We start from the raw sequence: 16821 nt of genomic DNA on the forward strand, positions 1-16821 counted from the left end.
CTACTCCTCGGGAAGCCGGACCGGCGGCGGGAAGATCGGCTGACCGGAGCCACCACCGGTGCCCGGCGTGGTCGGCGTGCCGCTCGGCGTCGGCGTCGGCGTCACCGGCGGGCTGGGCGTCTCCTCGACCTTCTCCGGGATGCTGATCTCCAGGGTCACCGTCCTGCCCTGGGCCAGCTCGGTGCCGCCCTTCGGGCTCTGCGACTGGACGCGTCCGGCCTGATCGGCCGGAACCTCGTCGCCGTCGCGGAACTTGACCTCGTAACCCGCCGAGCGAAGCTCGGCGGCGGCATCGTCCTTGGTCGAGTTGACGACGTTGGGGACCTTGTCGACGTTGCCCCGGGAGACCTCGACGGTGACCTTGCTGTCCTGGGCGACAGTGGTCCCCGACGGAGGGGTGACCTTGACGACGATGCCCTTCTGCGCCGGGTTGTCGACCTGCTTCTCCTCGACCACCAGCCCTTGAGCTTCGAGCTGGTCCTTGACGTTCTCGAACTGCGAGTTGACCAGACCCGGAGGGATCTTGACATCCGGTTTGCCATCGCAGATCTGGACGGTCACCCGGCTGCCCTCCTTCAGCCGGGCACCCGGTGCGGGATCCTGCTTGGCGACGGTGCCCTTCGTGCAGTCGTTGGCCAGGATCGGATCGCCCGCCACCGGCTGGAAGCCCGCATTCTGGATCTCGGTGAACGCCGCGGCCTGGGCCTTGCCGGCGAGGGTGGGCACCGCCTTCAGGTCCTTGTCCTGCTGCTGACTCCACAGCAGGGCGGCGACCAGGGCGATCACCGCCAGCACGCCGACCGCGCTGAACAGGGCGATCAGCCAGGAGGACGCCTTGCGCTGGCGCGGATCGCCGACCCGGGCGGGGATCTGCCGGGTCTGCTGCCCGGCGGCGGCGGGCGCGTAGCCGGCACCGCCGCCGGCCGGGGCCATCGCCACCGTCTCGGCCTCGCGCAACACCGGAGTGGCCAGCACCGGACGGCCGGCGGCGGCGCGCAACAGATCGGCCCGCATCTCGCCGGCGCTCTGGTAGCGGTTCAGCGGGTTCTTCGACAGCGCCTTGAGCACTATCGCGTCGACCGCCGGGGTGACGTCCGGGTTGATGTCGCTCGGGGTCGGCGGAGTCTCCCGCACGTGCTGGTACGCGACGCTGACCGGGCTGTCCCCGACGAACGGCGGGTGCCCGCAGACCAGCTCGAAGAGGACGCAGCCGGCCGCGTACACATCGGAGCGGGCGTCCACGGCCTCGCCGCGCGCCTGCTCGGGCGACAGGTACTGGGCCGTGCCGATCACCGCGCTGGTCTGCGTCATGGTGGTCGCGCCGCTGGCCAGCGCCCGGGCGATGCCGAAGTCCATCACCTTGACCTGGCCGGTCTGGGTGAGCATGACGTTGCCCGGCTTGATGTCCCGGTGGATGATGCCGTGCCGGTGGCTGAACTCCAACGCCGCACACATGTCGGCGCAGATCTCCAGCGCACGGCGGGGCTGCAGGCGGCCCTCGGCGCCGAGGACCTCCTTCAACGTCCGTCCGTTGACGAACTCCATGACGATGAAGGGCAGTGTCTCGCCGGTCGGCGCGGTCTCCTCGCCGGTGTCGTAGACCGCCACGATCGCCGGGTGGTTGAGCGATGCGGCGTTCTGCGCCTCCCGGCGGAAGCGCATCTGGAACGTCGCGTCCCGGGCGAGGTCGGTGCGGAGCATCTTGATCGCGACGTCCCGACCGAGCCGGAGGTCGCGACCGCGGTGCACCTCGGCCATGCCGCCATAGCCGAGCAGCTCGCCGACCTGGTACCTGCCACCGAGCAGGCGGGCCTGCGCTGTCATCGCGTCTGTCGTCCTTCGCTCGTCGTCGTCCCGCCGTCACCCGGCCGGAGTCGTACCTCACGACGGTACGACGTCCGGGTCGCATCGTCGCGTTCGTCGAGCCGCAGCGCGCCGGACGTCACGGTCTGTGAAGCTGGCGTCCCGGTGGCACCGTTCTGCGACTGCTTCCGCAGGTTGTAGGAAATCACGCCGGAGCAGAGCAGGACCAGTAAGGCCAGCAGGACGGCGAGGAGCACCATCCCGGGTCGGGACCGGCGGGGCTCGGACGCCGGCAGCCCCGAGCCGGCCTGCCGGGCGTACGCCGGTGGGTGTTCCTGCCGGGTCGGTGTCGGCGGCACCGCCGCGGCGCCGCGCGGGTAGCCGGCAGCGGCGACCGGCGGGCGCGCGTGCGGTACGGCCGGTGCGACAGCTGTGGGACGGGGCTGCTGGGCCGGCGCGACAGTGGTGGGCCGCTGCCCGACGGGAGGCTGCCGGTGCGGGGCGTTCGGCGGGCGGAGCTGCTGCGCCTGCGGCACCTGGGCCCGACCGGGAGCCGCGGGTGAGGACGGCGCACCGGAGACCGGGCCGGTGTGACCGCCGGCCCGGGCCTGCTGGGACAGCGCGGCCTTGAGCTGACGGGCCACCCCGGCGAGAGCGGCGGCGCTCGGCCAGCGGGCGGCCGGGTCCTTGGCCAACGCCCGCTCGACGACGGCCCGGACCTGCGGTGGGATGTCGGACGGCAGCGGCCGGGGTGTTTCCCGCACGTGCCGCATGGCGATGTCGAGCGGGTTGTCGCCCTCGAACGGTCGCCGCCCGGCGAGGCACTGGTAGGCGACCACGCCGAGCGCGTACACGTCGGACGCCGGAGTGGCCACCTGACCGGTGGCCTGCTCCGGTGAGATGTACGAGGCGGTGCCGAGCACCGAGCCGGCGGCGGTGAGCTGGCCGACGATGTCGGAGCGGGCGATGCCGAAGTCGGTCAGCACCAGCGTGCCGTTCGGCCGGACCAGCAGGTTGCCCGGCTTCACGTCGCGGTGCACGATGCCCTTCTCGTGCGCGGCGTGCAGCGCGTCGGCGGCCTGCGCGACAAGCGCCATCGTCCGGGCCGGGGTGAGTCGACCGACCCGGCTCAGCGTGGACGACAGGGCGTCGCCCTCGACGTACTCCATGACCAGGAAGGCGATCTGCTGGTCGTTGCCGAAGTCGTAGACGTCCACCACGCCGGGGTGGTTGATGGTCGCCATGGTCCGGGCCTCGCCCCGGAACCGCTCGGCGAAGTCGGGGTCGTCGAGCAGCGCGGGGAGCAGGCTCTTGACCGCTACCGTCCGGCCGAGCACCTGGTCGGTGCCGCGCCAGACGTCACCCATGCCGCCGCTGGCGATCCGCTCGTCGAGGCGGTAGCGGTTGCCGAGCTGGACGCCGGGGCTGAGCATGTCAGCGGCCCCCGGGGTCGTTGATGGCGGCCTTCATGATCTGGCCGCCGATCCGGGCCGCCTCGGCGCTGCCGCCGCTGCCGGCCTGCTCCAGCACGACACACACCGCGGAGACCGGGTTGCCGTTCTTGTCCAGCGCGAAGCCGATGAACCAACCGTGGTCGGGGCGGTCCGGGGCGGACTGCGCCGTGCCCGTCTTGCCACCGACGGTGTAGCCGCTGATCGCCGCCTTCTGGCCGGTGCCCTTCTGCACCACGCTGACCATCATCTCGCGCAGGTCGCTGGCGACCGGGCCACTGACCGGCTGACGCAGCTCCCGCGGCTTCGCGGTGTAGTAGCTGGTGGTCCGGTCCGGGGCGAGGAGCTGCCGGACCAGGTACGGCCGCATCTGGCTGCCACCGTTGGCGACCGACCCGGCGATCATCGCGCCCTGCAGCGGCGTCATCCGGACGTTGTTCTGGCCGATCGACGATTGAGCCAGCGCGGCCGGGTCGGTGCTGCCGTCCGGGTTCAGCATGTCGCCGGTTCGGCTGGCCGCCGTCCGCAGACCGCCCTCGCCGAGCTGCCCGACCGTGAGGTCCTCCTGCTCGAAGCCGAACTGCCGGGCCTTCTCCTTGACCTTGTCGGCGCCGAGCCGCACACCGAGCTGCGCGAAGCCGGTGTTGCACGACTTGGTGACCGCCTCCAGCAGGGTGACCTGCGGCTTGGGGCAGATCGACGCGGCGGCGTTGCGGATCGGGCTGCCGGAGGTGGGCGGGGTGTAGCTGGAGCCGGCCGGGATCGGGGTCGACTTGGTGACCCCGTTCTCCAGCGCCGCCGCGGCGACCACGATCTTGAAGGTGGAGCCCGGGGGGAGCGTCTCGGAGAGGGCCCGGTTCTTCAGCGGGCCGTCCGGGTTCTGCTCCAGCTTGTTGATCTCCGCTGCGGCTTCGTTCGTGTTGTGGCTGACCAGCGGGTTCGGGTCGAAGCTGGGCATGGATACCAGGGCCTGCACCGCACCGGTCCGCGGGTCGATGGCGATCGCCGCGCCGCGCTTGGCGTCCACCTGGTTGTTGCGCATCTGGTCGTACGCCACGTCCTGCGCCCGCTTCGACAGCGTGAGGAGCACGTTGCCGCCACCGGTCTCGTCGCCGGTGAACATGTCCTTGAACCGGTCGCCGATCAACTGGTCGCTGGTGCCGGCCAGGAAGTCGTTCTCCACCTGCTCGATGCCGGTGTCGGCCAGGTTGACCGGCTTGTAGCCGAGCACGTGCGCGTACTTGGCCCCACCCGGGTAGGTGCGCTGGAACTTCAGCTTGCCGGTGGTCTCCTTGCTGGTGGCCACCGCCGTTCCGCCGGCCTCGATGTTGCCGCGCTTGCGCTTGTAGTCGGCGACCTGGACCCGGCCGTTGTAGTCACTGGTGCGGTAGTCGTCGGCCTTGTACGCCTGGATCCAGTTGAGGTTCGCGAAGAGCAGACCGAACAGGACCATGACGACGATGCCGACACGGCGCAGGGGTGCGTTCACGGCTTGATCACCTCCGTGGGAGCACCGTGCAACTGCTCGGGCGGGCCGCCCGCGGGCCGGCTCGCCTTGCCGGCGCCGCCCGTCACCGGTCGCCGGGCCCCGTCGGAGACCCGCAACAGCACCGCGATGAGCAGCCAGTTCGCCATCAGCGACGACCCACCGGCGGACAGGAACGGGGTGGTCTGGCCGGTCAGCGGGATGAGCTTGCTGATGCCGCCGACGATCACGAAGACCTGCAGGCCCAGGGTGAAGGCGAGGCCACCGGCGAGCAGCTTGCCGAACGAGTCACGCACGGCGAGCGCGGCGCGCAGGCCCCGCTCCACGATCAGCAGGTAGACCACCAGCAACGCGGACAGGCCGAACAGGCCGATCTCCTCACCGATGCCGGCGAAGATGAAGTCGTTCTGCACCTCGGGCAGGATGTCCGGCTGACCGCCACCCGGCCCGGCGCCGAAGAGCCCGCCCGTACCGAGGGCCAGCAGACCCTGGACGAGCTGGTAGCCCTTGACGTGCGGATCGGCGAACGGGTCCAGCCAGATCTCGGCCCGCAGGTAGAAGTTGGCGAACGGCCCGCCGACCGTCGACCCGAGGACGTACGCGAGGTAGGCGCCGCCGAAGAAGAGGATGAGGCCGATCAGCAGCCAACTGACCCGTTCGGTGGCGATGTAGAGCGTCACCACGAACATGCCGAAGTAGAGCAGCGAGGTGCCCAGGTCCTTCTCGAAGACCAGCACCAGGAGGCTGATCAGCCAGACCACGACCACCGGCCCGAGATCCCGACCACGCGGGAAGTCGATGCCGAGGAACCGCCGGCTGGCCAGCGAGAGCACCTCACGCTTGCGCACCAGGTAGTAGGCGAAGAAGACCAGCAGCGCCAGCTTGGCGAACTCACCCGGCTGGAGCGAGAAGCCGCCGACCCGGATCCACAGCTTGGCGCCGTTGATCTCGGAGATGCTGCTGGGCAGCACCGCCGGGAGCATCACCAGCACGATGCCGGCAAGCCCCAGGGTGTACGCGTACCGCGAGACCGAACGGTGGTCGCGCATGATGGCGAGCAGGCCCGCGGCGAGGATCACCGAGGCGAGCGTCCACGCGAGCTGCCGGCCGCCGATGCCGGCGAACGTGGCCAGGTCCTCCCGGTCGACCGGGGCGGCCTCGCCCAGGTCGATCCGGCGCAGGAAGCCCACCCCGAGACCGTTGAGCAGGGCCACCGCCGGCAGCAGAGCCGGGTCGGCGAACGGGGCGAGGAACCGGATGACCAGGTGCAGGCCGAGGAAGACCGCGCCGAGGGCGGCGGCGGGCATCCAGAAGTCCGGGGTGACCGTGTCCAGAAGGTTCGCCTCGACGGTCGCCATGTACGCGGCCACCAGCACCATGGCCAGCAGCAGCAGGGACAGCTCGGCGTTGCGTCGGGACCGGGCCAGGCGTACGCCGGAATCCCCGCCCGTGGTGGCGGGCGAGGGTGCCGGTGTGGCCGCTACGGTCACGGGTGGAGTCCTTGGGATCTCAGCCGACGCTCACTCGGGAGACCGGCAGCCGGCCGGGTCGAGCGCCGGCGTGGCCGAGTCCGAGGGCGTGGCGTCGGGTGCGGTGGTCGGATCGGTGCCGCCGGCGGTGGCCGCGTTGGTCGGGCTCGCGCTGACGACCCCGTTCACGGACGCGCCGGTGCTGGGGCTGGTGTTCGGCGTCGGCGACGTCGCGGGAGGGGTCGGGGGCGGAGTGGGCGTCGGCGTGCCGGTCACCGCGCCCGTGTCGGACGGGCAGATCGGCTTCAGGTTGGGGTTGGTCGGGGTGTCGCTGGTCAGCTCGGCGAGCTGACGCTCGGCGTCCGGCTCGTTCTTGGCCCGGATGCCCACCTTGACCGTGTCCTGAGCGGCGACGGTCAGGTCGTCCAACCGGGTGCCGCTGGTGCGGTGCACCGTCGAGAGGTCCATCCCGGCGATCTGCCCCTGGATGCCACGGAAGACGGCGACCTGCCCCTCGTCGGTGGCGCCCACGTAGTACTGGCGTTGGGTGTACGTCCAGCCGCCGAAGGCCGCGCCACCGACGATGACCAGCAGGGCCAGCGCCATCGCGGCGGTCCGCACCGGCCGGCGCTTCGGGCGCTCCGGCTCGTCGTCCGACGCGTTGGGCTCCTCCGGCGCGGCGGGACGCGGCGCGGAGAGCGCCGAGGCCCGGGCGGCCGGGGTCGAGTCGTCGGCGGAGGTGGCCATGCCCCGGTCCCGGGCGGCAGCGCCGCCGACGATCGGGGTGGCCTCGACGATGTCGTGGTCGGTGGCGTCGGCGATGATCACGGTGATGTTGTCCGGACCGCCGCCGCGCAGCGCGAGCTGCACCAGCCGCTCGACGCACTGCTGCGGATCGGTGTACTCCCGCAGGGTCTCGCCGATGGTCTCGGCGCTCACCACGCCGGAGAGGCCGTCGCTGCAGATCAGGTAACGGTCGCCGGGCAGCACCTGGCGCACCGAGTACTCCGGGTCGATGTCCCGGCCATCCAGGGCCCGGGTCAGCAGGGACCGCTGCGGGTGGCTGCTGGCCTCCTCGGCGCTGATCCGGCCCTCGTCGACGAGCATCTGGACGTACGTGTCGTCCTTGGTGATCTGGGCGAACTCACCATTGCGCAGCAGATAGGCCCGCGAGTCGCCGATGTGGACCATCCCCAGCTTGCTGCCGGAGAAGAGGGTCGCCGTCAGCGTGGTGCCCATCCCCTCCAACTGCGGGTTGGCGTCCACCGTGTCGCGGAGCTGTTGGTTGGCGGTGCCCACGGCCGAACGCAACGCGTCGACGAGAGCGTCCCCTGGGACGTCCTCGTCGAGCGGCGCCATGGCACCGATGACGATGTTGCTGGCGACGTCACCGGCGGCCATGCCGCCCATGCCGTCGGCAACGGCGAGTAGCCGCGGCCCGGCGTAGACGGAGTCTTGATTGCCGTCACGGATCAGACCGCGGTCGCTGTGGGCCGCATAGCGCAGGGTCAGAGTCATGGCCGTAATTCGAGGGAAGTGCGGCCGATCCGGATCGGCACGCCGAGGGGTACGGGGGTTGGTCCGGTGACCTTAGCGCGATCTAGGTACGTGCCGTTAGTCGAGCCGAGGTCCTCGACGAACCACTGGCCCTCGCGCGGCACGAGTCTCGCGTGCCGCGCCGAGGCGTAGTCGTCGGTGATGACCAGGGTGGAGTCCTCGGCCCGACCGATGGTGATCTGCGCTTCACCGAGGGTGATGCGGGTGCCGGCCAGTTGACCTGCGGTGACCACCAACTGGTGGGCCGCCCTGCCCCGCTTCACCTTCGCCGGTTTGGCCGCCTGCCCCGTCGAGGCGCCAACCGCGCGTGGTGCCGCCACCAGGCGACCGGACCGGGCCCCCGCGAAGAGATCCCGACGGATCACGCCGACCACCGTGAACACGAAGATCCACAGCAGGATCAGGAACCCGAACCGGGCAACGGTGATGACCAGTGCCGGCAAGGCGGCTCAGCCGTCCACGCGGAAGGTCAGCGTCGTGGTGCCGAGCTGGACCATGTCACCCGGGTTGAGGGCGACGGCGGAGACCCGCTGCCCGTTGACCATGGTGCCGTTGGTGGACCCCAGATCGGTCAGCACAACCTGGCCGCCATCGAAATCCAGCCGGGCGTGTCGCCGGGAGATGCCGACGTCGGGCAGGCGCAGGTTCGCCTGGTCGCCGCGACCGATCACCGTCGACCCCATCTGGAGCGGGTAGGTGCGGCCGTCACCGGAGACCAGCCGCACGTTGCGGCCGCCACCGTGCCCGGGCGGCGGGCCGTAGCCGCCACCCTGGTCGTACGCGGGGTAGGCGGGCGGGCCGGCGTCGTAGCCGGGCGCCGACACGGGGGCGACCTCGCCGCCGGTGTAGACCTCGGCGGTGACCCGGAACATCCCCGTGTCCAGGCCCTCGCCCCGCTCGATCTCGACGATCACGTCGCCGTAGACCGTCCAGGCCTGCTCGCCGATGAACTCCGCCTGCGACTGGGCCAGCTCCTGGGCCAGCGCGGCGGCGTACGGCGCCAGACGACTGTGGTCGAACGGCGAGAGATCGATCACGTAGCGGTTGGGCACCAACGTGCGCCCACCGGCCAGGATCGCCTTGTGCGCCTCGGCCTCCCGCTGCATGGCGTTGAGGATCTCCACGGGGTGGACCACCCCTTTGAAGACCTTGGCGAAGGCCCCCTCGACCAGGCCTTCCAGACGCTTCTCGAAGCGTTGCAGCACGCTCACCGGCTCCTCCTCGGGTCCCGAGGACATGATGGTATCCGGCCGGCGCGCGCGCAGCTCACACGCCGCTCGGCCGGCTGCTCCCGGCCCGTTCGGAAGGACCGGGACCGCCGTGCTAATCTTTCGTCCGCCACGAACGGTAACCGCTCGTGGCGAGCGTCTGGGACAGCGTAGTATTCCCGGGGCCTGTTGGAGACAGCGGGTCCGGGGCGGTTACAGTGTCCCGGGTCGTGCCACGGGGATGTGGCGGAATGGCAGACGCGCACGGTTCAGGTCCGTGTGCCCGAAAGGGCGTGGGGGTTCAACTCCCCCCATCCCCACCAAAAGACGAGGGCTCCGCGAAATGCGGGGCCCTTCCGTCATATCGGGGCGGGCCGGACGTCACGCTATGCTCCGATGGTTTCTGCCTCCGATGGACCAGGAGTGGCGTGTGAGTGTCGCGTTGGTGACCGGGTCGGGCGGTCTGATCGGCTCCGAGGCGGTCCGGCACTTCGCCGGCCTCGGTCTGGACGTCGTCGGCATCGACAACGACATGCGCCGGTACTTCTTCGGCGAGGACGGCTCCACCTCGTGGAGCCTGGAACGGCTCGCCCGTGACCTGGGTAACTCCTACACCCACTTCGCGGTGGACATCCGGGACCGGGACGGCCTGGAGCAGGTGTTCAAGAAGTACGGGTCGGACATCGCCGTGGTGATCCACAGCGCGGCCCAGCCGAGCCACGACTGGGCGGCCAAGGAGCCGTACACGGACTTCGACGTGAACGCCGGTGGCACGCTCAACATCCTGGAGAACACCCGCCGTCACGCGATCGACGCGCCGTTCATCCACTGCTCGACCAACAAGGTCTACGGCGACCGGCCCAACAGCCTGCCGCTGATCGAGCTGGAGACCCGGTACGAGCTGCCCGAGGACCACCGCTGGTACCAGGGCATCACCGAGGAGATGTCGATCGACCACTCGCTGCACTCGGTCTTCGGCGCCTCCAAGGTCGCCGCGGACGTGATGGTGCAGGAGTACGGCCGCTACTTCGACATGAAGACCGCCTGTTTCCGGGGCGGCACCCTGACCGGCCCCGCCCACTCGGCCGCCGAACTGCACGGGTTCCTGGCCTACCTGATGCGCTGCGTGATGGAGGGCCGGACGTACAACCTGTTCGGCTACAAGGGCAAGATGGTCCGCGACGCGATCCACTCGCACGACGTGCTGACCGCGTTCGAGGCGTTCTTCCGGTCGCCCCGCTCCGCCGAGGTCTACAACCTCGGCGGCGGCCGGCACTCGAACACCTCGCACATCGAGGCGTTCGCGATCGCCCAGGAGATCACCGGCCGCGAGGCGCAGATCAACTACGTCGAGCAGAACCGCACCGGCGACCACCAGTGGTACGTGAGCAGCATGGCCCGGTTCGAGGAGCAGTACCCGGAGTGGAAGATCACGTACGACGTGCCGATGATCCTGCGGGAAATCTACGAGGCCAACGTGGACAAGTGGGTGCCACAGTCGTGACGGCCAGGACCAAGCGCAACGTGCTCGGCGTCCTCGTCGACGCCACCGACTACGCCACGGCCACCGACGCGGTGGTGACCGCGGCGCACGAGCGTCGGCCACTCGCGCTCACCGCGCTGGCCGTGCACGGCGTGATGACAGGTGTGCTGGACCCCGCGCACAATGCCCGGCTCAACTCCTTCGACGTGGTCACCCCGGACGGACAGCCGGTGCGCTGGGCGCTCAACCTGCTGCACCACGCCGGGCTCACCGACCGCGTCTACGGGCCGACGCTCACCCTGCACGTGCTCTCCCGCTTCGCCGACGAGGGGCTGCCGGTCTACCTGTACGGCTCGACCGAGGAGACGTTGGCCAAGCTGATTCCGGCGCTGGAGCGGATGTTCCCCGCGCTGAAGATCGCCGGTGTGGAGCCGTCGAAGTTCCGCACGGTCCAGCCGGGCGAGGACGCCGAGATCGCCGACCGGATCCGGTCCAGTGGTGCCCGGCTCGTCCTGGTCGGGCTCGGCTGCCCGCGCCAGGAGGTCTTCACGTACGCCATGCGCCCGCTGCTCGACATGCCGCTGATGGCGGTCGGCGCGGCCTTCGACTACCACGCCGGGCTGCTGCGGCAGCCTCCGCCGTGGATGCAGCGCGCCGGTCTGGAGTGGTTCTGGCGGCTCGGTCTGGAGCCGAAACGACTCTGGCGCCGCTACGTGATCCTCAACCCCGCCTACCTGACCCGGCTCGCCGGTCAGAAGACCGGTCTGTGGAAGGCCCGCCCGCCGGCCCCGGCCACCGAACGGCCGGCGACCTTCGCGGTCTGACCCCCGATCCCGTACGACACGAGGCCCCACCCGGACAGCCGGGTGGGGCCTCGCCCGTGAAAGACCGCTCAGACGGTCAGGGTCCAGCTGTTGATGTAGCCGGTGTCGGCCGAGTAGGTGTCGCGCACCTGAAGTCGCCAGGTGCCGTCGGCGGCCTCACCTGACACGTTGGCCGTGTACGTGGTGTTCACGTTGTCGGCGCTGTCCGAGGTGCTGCTGTTCTTCAGCCGGTACGCGCTGCCGTCCGGGGCGAGCAGGTCGATGACCAGATCACCGCGGTACGTGTGCACGATGTTCACCGCCACGGTGGAGGCCGACGAGGCGTTGCGCCCGCAGCCCGCGATCGTGATCGAGCTGGTCACCGCCGCACCGGCGTCCGGGATCGACACGTCGGTGCCGTTGGTGCCGGTGCAGCCGGTGGGCGGCGGGGTGGTGCCGCCGCTGCCCACGTAGAGCAGCCGGTTCGGCGAGCCGGAGCCGGGGTTGCCCACCACGTTCGGGGTCGCGTTGGCCACCATCTGGTCGCGGATCTGCTGCGGGCTCCAGCTCGGGTTGGCGCTGGCCAGCAGCGCCGCCGCGCCGACCACGTGCGGCGTGGCCATCGAGGTGCCGCTGATCGTGTTGGTCGCGGTGTTGCTCGTGTACCAGGCCGAGGTGATCGACGACCCCGGCGCGAAGATGTCCAGGCAGGTGCCGACGTTGGAGAACGACGACCGGGCGTCCGAGCTGGTCGTCGAGCCGACCGTGATCGCCTCCGCGGTACGCCCCGGCGAGGTGTTGCAGGCGTTCGCGCCGTTGTCGTTCCCGGCGGCGAGGCCGTACGTGACACCTGACGCGATCGAGTTGCGGACGGCGGTGTCCAGCGAGCTGTTCGCGCCACCGCCGAGGCTCATGTTCGCCACCGCCGGCTTGATCGCGTTCTGGGTGACCCAGTCGACACCGGCGATCACGCCGGCGTTGGTGCCACTGCCGGAGCAGTTCAGCACCCGTACGCCTACCAGCTGGACGCCCTTGGCCACCCCGTACGAGGATCCGCCGACGGTGCCGGCGACGTGCGTGCCGTGCCCGTTGCAGTCGTCGGCCGACCCGCCGTCCACCGCGTCGTAGCCGGAGGTGGCCCGGCCGCCGAAGTCGTTGTGGGTGAAGCGGATGCCGGTGTCGATGATGTAGGCGTGCACGTTGCTCGCCGTGTTCGGGTAGGTGTAGGAGCTGTCCAGCGGCAGGTTGCGCTGGTCGATGCGGTCCAGGCCCCAGGAGGGCGGGTTGGCCTGCGTTCCGGAGATCGACACGGTGTGGTTCTGCTCGACGTACGCGACGGCCGGGTCGGCGGCGATCCGTGCCGCCGCGCCCGCGCTGACGGTGACCTCGAAGCCACGCAGCGCCGTGCCGTAGGTGCGGGCCACCCTTCCGCCGTGCCGGCCGGTCAGCCGCTGTGCGGTGTCACCTACCCGGCTGGGGGCCACGGCGGTGTCCTTGAGGACGACGATGTAGCTGTCCGGCACGGCGGTGGCTCCACCGGCCTCCCGGACGACGCCGACGGGCTCGGCGGCCAGGGCCGGGGTGCCGACGGCCAGTACGGTCGCGGCGGTCACCCCGACCAGTACGGACCTGCGTGGAAGACCCATCTCCCTACCTCCCTCCGACCGGCGTCGAAGCGCGACCACCGGTACCACACTGATCGACACTTGCCGATCAAGCCGAGAGTAGATCGACGGCCCCGGCAGATAAACATGTCGAAACGTCCATCACGTCGATGGGATGTCCCCTACGGGCCGGCTTCCGGGGCCAACGGGGGTCCGGCCCGGATTCGCCGCGCTCGGGGACGGGAAAGACTCTCCGACATGGAGAGTCAGCTCACCATCCTGTTGCCGGTCGCCGCCGTCTGGCTGGCCGCCGGGGTCCTGGCCGATCGACTGCCCCGGCTGCGCGACGCGCGTGCGCTTCGTCGGCGTACCGGATGGTTGCTGGCGCTCGCGCTGGCGGGCGTGGCGCTGGTCGCGGCCGTGTCCGTCGGCGGGCTGCTGAGCGCCGGCACCACGCCGTTCGACCGGGCCGGCGCCGGGCTCACCCTCGCCACCGGGCCGGCGCTCGTGGTGGCCGTCTGCTCCGTACGACGGATCCGTCGCCTGTGGGCCGGGGCCGGCGCGTTCGACACCGCACCCGGTACACCCGCCCCGCACGGGCTGCGCGCCGCCGCGGCACACCCGCTCATCGGTTTGCCGTTGCAGGTGACCGCCCTCGCGACGGTGCCGGCGGTGATCGCGGCGGTCGGCGCGGACCTCGGCGCCGAGCCCGGGGTCACCGGGCCGGCGATCACCGTCGGCGCGCTCGCCGTGGCGGCGATCGGTGTCCGGCACGCGCTGCGGCACAGCCGGCTCACCGAGCGGGCTCAGCCCGCCGCACCCCGGTCAGCGCGAGCGGCCGGACCCCTGCACGTATAGCAGTTCGAGGATCGCGCGGGTCGCCTCGAACCAGCGGTCCAGCCAGCCCGGCGGCGGGATGCTGCCCTTCGGCGGCAGTTCCAGCAGCAGGCCGCGCAGCAGCGGGTGGTCGGCCAGCGAACCGGTCGGCTCCATCGGCCAGCCGGTCGGCGGGAACGACGGCTCGACCAGCGGATTCGGGTCCAGTGAGGGCAGCGAGAGCGGCGCGTCGGCCGCCTCCGGGTTCGCCGCCTCCCGCCCGTTCAGATCCTGGTCGGTCGAGACCACCTCGGTCAGTACGGTGTCCCGACGCGCCCCGCGGTACTTGCCACCGAACCGTTCCGGCTTGCCCGGACCGTTGGTGAGGTTCTCTGAACCGATCGTCGTCATCGTCTCGCCTACCTCGCTCGGGTGCGGGTCGGTGCGGCGGGTCGTCGACCAGCGCCGTACCGACGGGTTCAACGAGGCGGACCCGCTGTGGCGACGGGAATCCCGGCGGAACATCGCTGAGCCGGCGGGTCGACCCCGGGTCGGCGGCGCTCCGGGACACGGCGAGTCCCCGTCCGGTCGGGACCGGACGGGGACTCGACTGCTCACTCGGTCAGACCGAGCCCAACACACCATCCCTGGTGCCGGCGACGAAGGCGTGCCAGTCGCCGGGAGCGAAGACCAGGGCCGGGCCGGCCTTGTCCTTCGAGTCCCGCACCCCGACCGCCCCGGTCACGTACGCCACCTCCACACAGTTGTCGCAGTTCGGCCCGCTCTTCGAGCTCTTGAACCACGTCGCCTGCGTCAGGTCCACGGGGAACCCCTTGGTCGCCATTTCGGCTCCTCTGCCAGTTTTGCGATGTGTGCGACGGACTCCTCTGGACGAATGGCCGCAGCGCGGATGTGATCGAAGATGAAGCTGTACTTCTGCAGTTCGTCGCTCTTCTCGAGGAAGAGCCCACCCGTGGCGTTCTCCGCGTACACGACATCCGGATCACCGGGCTCGGGAAAACTGAGGATCGTGAAGGTCCCGTCCATGCCGGCGTGCGCACCCACCTCGAAAGGGAGGATCTGGAGCGTCACGTTCGGCAACTCGGCCACCTCGACCAACCTCCTGAGTTGGCCGCGCATCACCTCGTCCCCGCCCACCGGCCGACTTACCACCGCCTCATCGAGCACCACCCACAGATCGACCGGATCGTCCTGCGTCAACAACGACTGACGGCCCAGTCGGACACGCACCCTCTGATGTACCTGATCGGCGGTGAAGTCCGGACGGGCGGCCCGGATCATCGCCCCGGCGTACTCCTCGGTCTCCAACAGGCCCGGCACGACCTGCTGTTCGTACGCCCGGATCGAACTCGCCGCCGCCTCCAGCCCGACGTACGCACCGACCAGCACCGTGCTGTACGGGTGCCACCAGCCCTTCTGCCGCGCCTCCCGGGCGATCTGGACGAGCTCGTCGCTCTCGGCACCCACGACGCCGTAGATCCTCAACATGTCCCGCACGTCGCGCGGGGTGGCCGTGGTGTGCCCCGTCTCGATCCGGGAGACCTTGGACGCCGAGCACTCCAACTGCTCGGCGACAACCTCGATGGTGATGCCGGCCGACTCCCGCTGCCGGCGCAGCTCGGCACCGAGCCGCCGCCGTCGGATCGTCGGGCTGCGCCGCTCACTCATTGCGCGGCCTCGGTGTTTCTGGTCCTCGCCGCTGGTTGCTCGACCCCACTCTCGGGCTACCTCCGGTCGACGCGCCACTGGCTGCCGCTCACCGGGGGCGCGACCGTCGACCGGCGAGCGTTCGCGACGAGGGGTGGTGCCGGTCATCGGCCGGCCGCGACGGGCGAAACCGGCCCTCAGTGTGCCGTCCGTACGCGGATGGCTTCAAGCGCCGCTTTGCGTGGCGGACTCACGTATCGGCAAAAGTCGACGTGCAACTTGCATGAAGCACGTCGCTGATGCAGTCTGTCCGTATGGCACGGATCACTCAGCGTCTCCGTCCGCTCTCCGGGTGTGGTGACCCCACCGACCCCGGACGGCCGGGCGGCACGCGGGCCCGGCCGGCGCCACCCAGACCTGCGCCGGGGTGATGACCCCACCGCTGCAAGCCAGCTGACTGCGGCGGTGGGCGCGGTTCCCGGAAGCAGTCAGGTGATGGTCGGGTGGCGGCACGCCACCAGCGGGTACGGCCCGGCCACCATCACGCACCAACCGGTCCACGAGGCGCGATCCCGTCACCGGGCCGAGACATCCCAGACCAGTCACCCCGCCGGCACCACGCCGGCTCTCCCTCCCCAGGAGCCCATGTGCTTCCCCGCTCCGGTGACGTTCTGCACGTGACTCGCGCGGCGAGTGTCCAGTTCCTCAGGCCGATCATGTTCCGGGTGATCCGGGTGCTCGACTGGCCGACCTACGACGGTTGGCTCTGGCTCGACGGCTACGAGCTCAACGCCGCCGGCGACGCCGTCAGCCGCCGGTCGATCTTCGTACAGCGGGAAGGGCTGCAACAGGTGCAGGCCGCACCGGAGCCCCGCCCGCACACCGTACGGACCCGACGCCCTGTCTCTCGTACGCCGGTCAGAGTCGGCTGACCAGCGCGAACCGCCGCGGGTAGGCGTGCCGTCGCCATAGAATTGGTACGCCCACCCCGGCATGTTTCACCGCACGTCCAGGACCCTGAGCCTGGGATGGTCATGGTCAATCAGCCCGCCGTGCGGCGGCACCACCGCTGGAGTATCACCTACGCTCTCGGACTACTCGCTCTCCTCGGCGCAGTGACCACCATGGTGGTCCTGGTCCGCGACCCGGCGTTGTCGTCCACCCGGCTGGCCGTTCCGGTGCCGGCTCCGGAGATCACTGTGGTCGACTCCGACCCGCCGACCGACGAACCCGGCTGGATCAGCGCCGACGCCCCCGACGGACGCGTCGGAGCGGCCGACACGCCCGGCCCGGCAGCCGGGGCCGGCGCGGGTGGTCAGTCCGACGGACAGCAGGAACTCACCGAGGCAGCGCCCGCCGGGCACGCCGCCACGGACGTCCGCCGCTCGCTGTTCTGGTCCGGAATCTTCGGCCTCACCATCTCGCTCGCCGGCCTCGGCCTCGTCGGCACCCGCCGCCGGATGTGGTGAACAA

Annotated in this window: 16 protein-coding genes and 1 tRNA gene; 6 read left to right on the plus strand and 11 right to left on the minus strand. The window is 70.7% G+C overall.

Annotated features, from left to right (window positions below; translation table 11 throughout):
- Genes pknB through AB0B97_RS08070 form a run of 7 tightly spaced genes read right to left on the minus strand, consistent with a single transcriptional unit; the run spans position 1 to position 9004 of the window.
- Positions 1 to 1824, minus strand: a complete 1824-nt coding sequence (gene pknB / locus AB0B97_RS08040; RefSeq protein WP_357491607.1) for a Stk1 family PASTA domain-containing Ser/Thr kinase — start codon at positions 1822 to 1824, stop codon at positions 1 to 3.
- Positions 1821 to 3236, minus strand: coding sequence for a protein kinase (locus tag AB0B97_RS08045; RefSeq protein WP_357491609.1), 1416 nt, complete (start codon positions 3234 to 3236; stop codon positions 1821 to 1823). Before AB0B97_RS08045 ends, pknB begins: the two co-directional genes overlap by 4 nt.
- Position 3237: 1 nt before the next feature.
- Positions 3238 to 4743: a penicillin-binding transpeptidase domain-containing protein gene (locus AB0B97_RS08050; protein WP_357491611.1), complete on the minus strand. Its 1506-nt coding sequence runs from the start codon at positions 4741 to 4743 to the stop codon at positions 3238 to 3240.
- Positions 4740 to 6230: an FtsW/RodA/SpoVE family cell cycle protein gene (locus tag AB0B97_RS08055; protein ID WP_234584504.1), complete on the minus strand. Its 1491-nt coding sequence runs from the start codon at positions 6228 to 6230 to the stop codon at positions 4740 to 4742. The genes AB0B97_RS08050 and AB0B97_RS08055 overlap by 4 nt, the downstream gene beginning before the upstream one ends.
- A 30-nt stretch (positions 6231 to 6260) precedes the next feature.
- A complete protein-coding gene (locus AB0B97_RS08060; RefSeq protein WP_357491614.1) occupies positions 6261 to 7727 on the minus strand; it encodes a protein phosphatase 2C domain-containing protein in 1467 nt (488 codons plus the stop codon).
- On the minus strand, positions 7724 to 8209 hold the full coding sequence (locus AB0B97_RS08065) for an FHA domain-containing protein (RefSeq protein ID WP_007454124.1): 486 nt from the start codon (positions 8207 to 8209) through the stop codon (positions 7724 to 7726). The genes AB0B97_RS08060 and AB0B97_RS08065 overlap by 4 nt, the downstream gene beginning before the upstream one ends.
- Before the next feature lie 6 nt (positions 8210 to 8215).
- On the minus strand, positions 8216 to 9004 hold the full coding sequence (locus AB0B97_RS08070) for a DUF3662 and FHA domain-containing protein (RefSeq protein ID WP_007454122.1): 789 nt from the start codon (positions 9002 to 9004) through the stop codon (positions 8216 to 8218).
- A 207-nt stretch (positions 9005 to 9211) separates the two neighbouring features.
- Between AB0B97_RS08070 and AB0B97_RS08075 the strand changes: the two genes are divergently transcribed.
- The 3 genes from AB0B97_RS08075 (at position 9212) to AB0B97_RS08085 (ending at position 11281) form a co-directional block, all read left to right on the plus strand.
- Positions 9212 to 9297: transfer RNA gene (locus tag AB0B97_RS08075), tRNA-Leu, on the plus strand.
- A gap of 65 nt (positions 9298 to 9362) precedes the next feature.
- Positions 9363 to 10478 (plus strand): NAD-dependent epimerase/dehydratase family protein, encoded by a 1116-nt coding sequence (locus tag AB0B97_RS08080; RefSeq protein ID WP_357491616.1) that lies wholly within the window; start codon positions 9363 to 9365, stop codon positions 10476 to 10478.
- Positions 10460 to 11281: a WecB/TagA/CpsF family glycosyltransferase gene (locus AB0B97_RS08085; RefSeq protein WP_357491618.1), complete on the plus strand. Its 822-nt coding sequence runs from the start codon at positions 10460 to 10462 to the stop codon at positions 11279 to 11281. Before AB0B97_RS08080 ends, AB0B97_RS08085 begins: the two co-directional genes overlap by 19 nt.
- A 68-nt stretch (positions 11282 to 11349) precedes the next feature.
- Here the strand turns inward: AB0B97_RS08085 and AB0B97_RS08090 are convergent, their stop codons facing one another.
- On the minus strand, positions 11350 to 12906 hold the full coding sequence (locus AB0B97_RS08090) for a S8 family serine peptidase (protein WP_234584500.1): 1557 nt from the start codon (positions 12904 to 12906) through the stop codon (positions 11350 to 11352).
- A 216-nt stretch (positions 12907 to 13122) separates the two neighbouring features.
- Here AB0B97_RS08090 and AB0B97_RS08095 point away from each other — a divergent pair, with 216 nt between their 5' ends.
- A complete protein-coding gene (locus AB0B97_RS08095; RefSeq protein ID WP_357491621.1) occupies positions 13123 to 13722 on the plus strand; it encodes a hypothetical protein in 600 nt (199 codons plus the stop codon).
- Here the strand turns inward: AB0B97_RS08095 and AB0B97_RS08100 are convergent.
- The 3 genes from AB0B97_RS08100 to AB0B97_RS08110 form a co-directional block, all read right to left on the minus strand.
- Positions 13690 to 14091 (minus strand): hypothetical protein, encoded by a 402-nt coding sequence (locus tag AB0B97_RS08100; protein ID WP_234584498.1) that lies wholly within the window; start codon positions 14089 to 14091, stop codon positions 13690 to 13692. The two genes, AB0B97_RS08095 and AB0B97_RS08100, sit on opposite strands and share 33 nt — an antisense overlap.
- 211 nt (positions 14092 to 14302) lie before the next feature.
- Positions 14303 to 14524: a DUF397 domain-containing protein gene (locus AB0B97_RS08105; protein WP_007454112.1), complete on the minus strand. Its 222-nt coding sequence runs from the start codon at positions 14522 to 14524 to the stop codon at positions 14303 to 14305.
- Positions 14494 to 15369, minus strand: coding sequence for a helix-turn-helix transcriptional regulator (locus tag AB0B97_RS08110; protein ID WP_234584497.1), 876 nt, complete (start codon positions 15367 to 15369; stop codon positions 14494 to 14496). The genes AB0B97_RS08105 and AB0B97_RS08110 overlap by 31 nt, the downstream gene beginning before the upstream one ends.
- Before the next feature lie 626 nt (positions 15370 to 15995).
- On the opposite strand from AB0B97_RS08110, the gene AB0B97_RS08115 reads away from it, so the two are divergent.
- The gene (locus AB0B97_RS08115; protein ID WP_234584496.1) at positions 15996 to 16280 is read left to right on the plus strand and encodes a hypothetical protein; all 285 of its coding nucleotides are present in this window, start codon (positions 15996 to 15998) and stop codon (positions 16278 to 16280) included.
- Between the two features lie 96 nt (positions 16281 to 16376).
- Complete coding sequence (locus tag AB0B97_RS08120; protein WP_357491624.1) at positions 16377 to 16817, plus strand: hypothetical protein; 441 nt, start codon at positions 16377 to 16379, stop codon at positions 16815 to 16817.
- Positions 16818 to 16821 lie beyond the last annotated feature (4 nt).

Source organism: Micromonospora sp. NPDC049004 (assembly GCF_040649315.1).
Taxonomy (GTDB): domain Bacteria; phylum Actinomycetota; class Actinomycetes; order Mycobacteriales; family Micromonosporaceae; genus Micromonospora.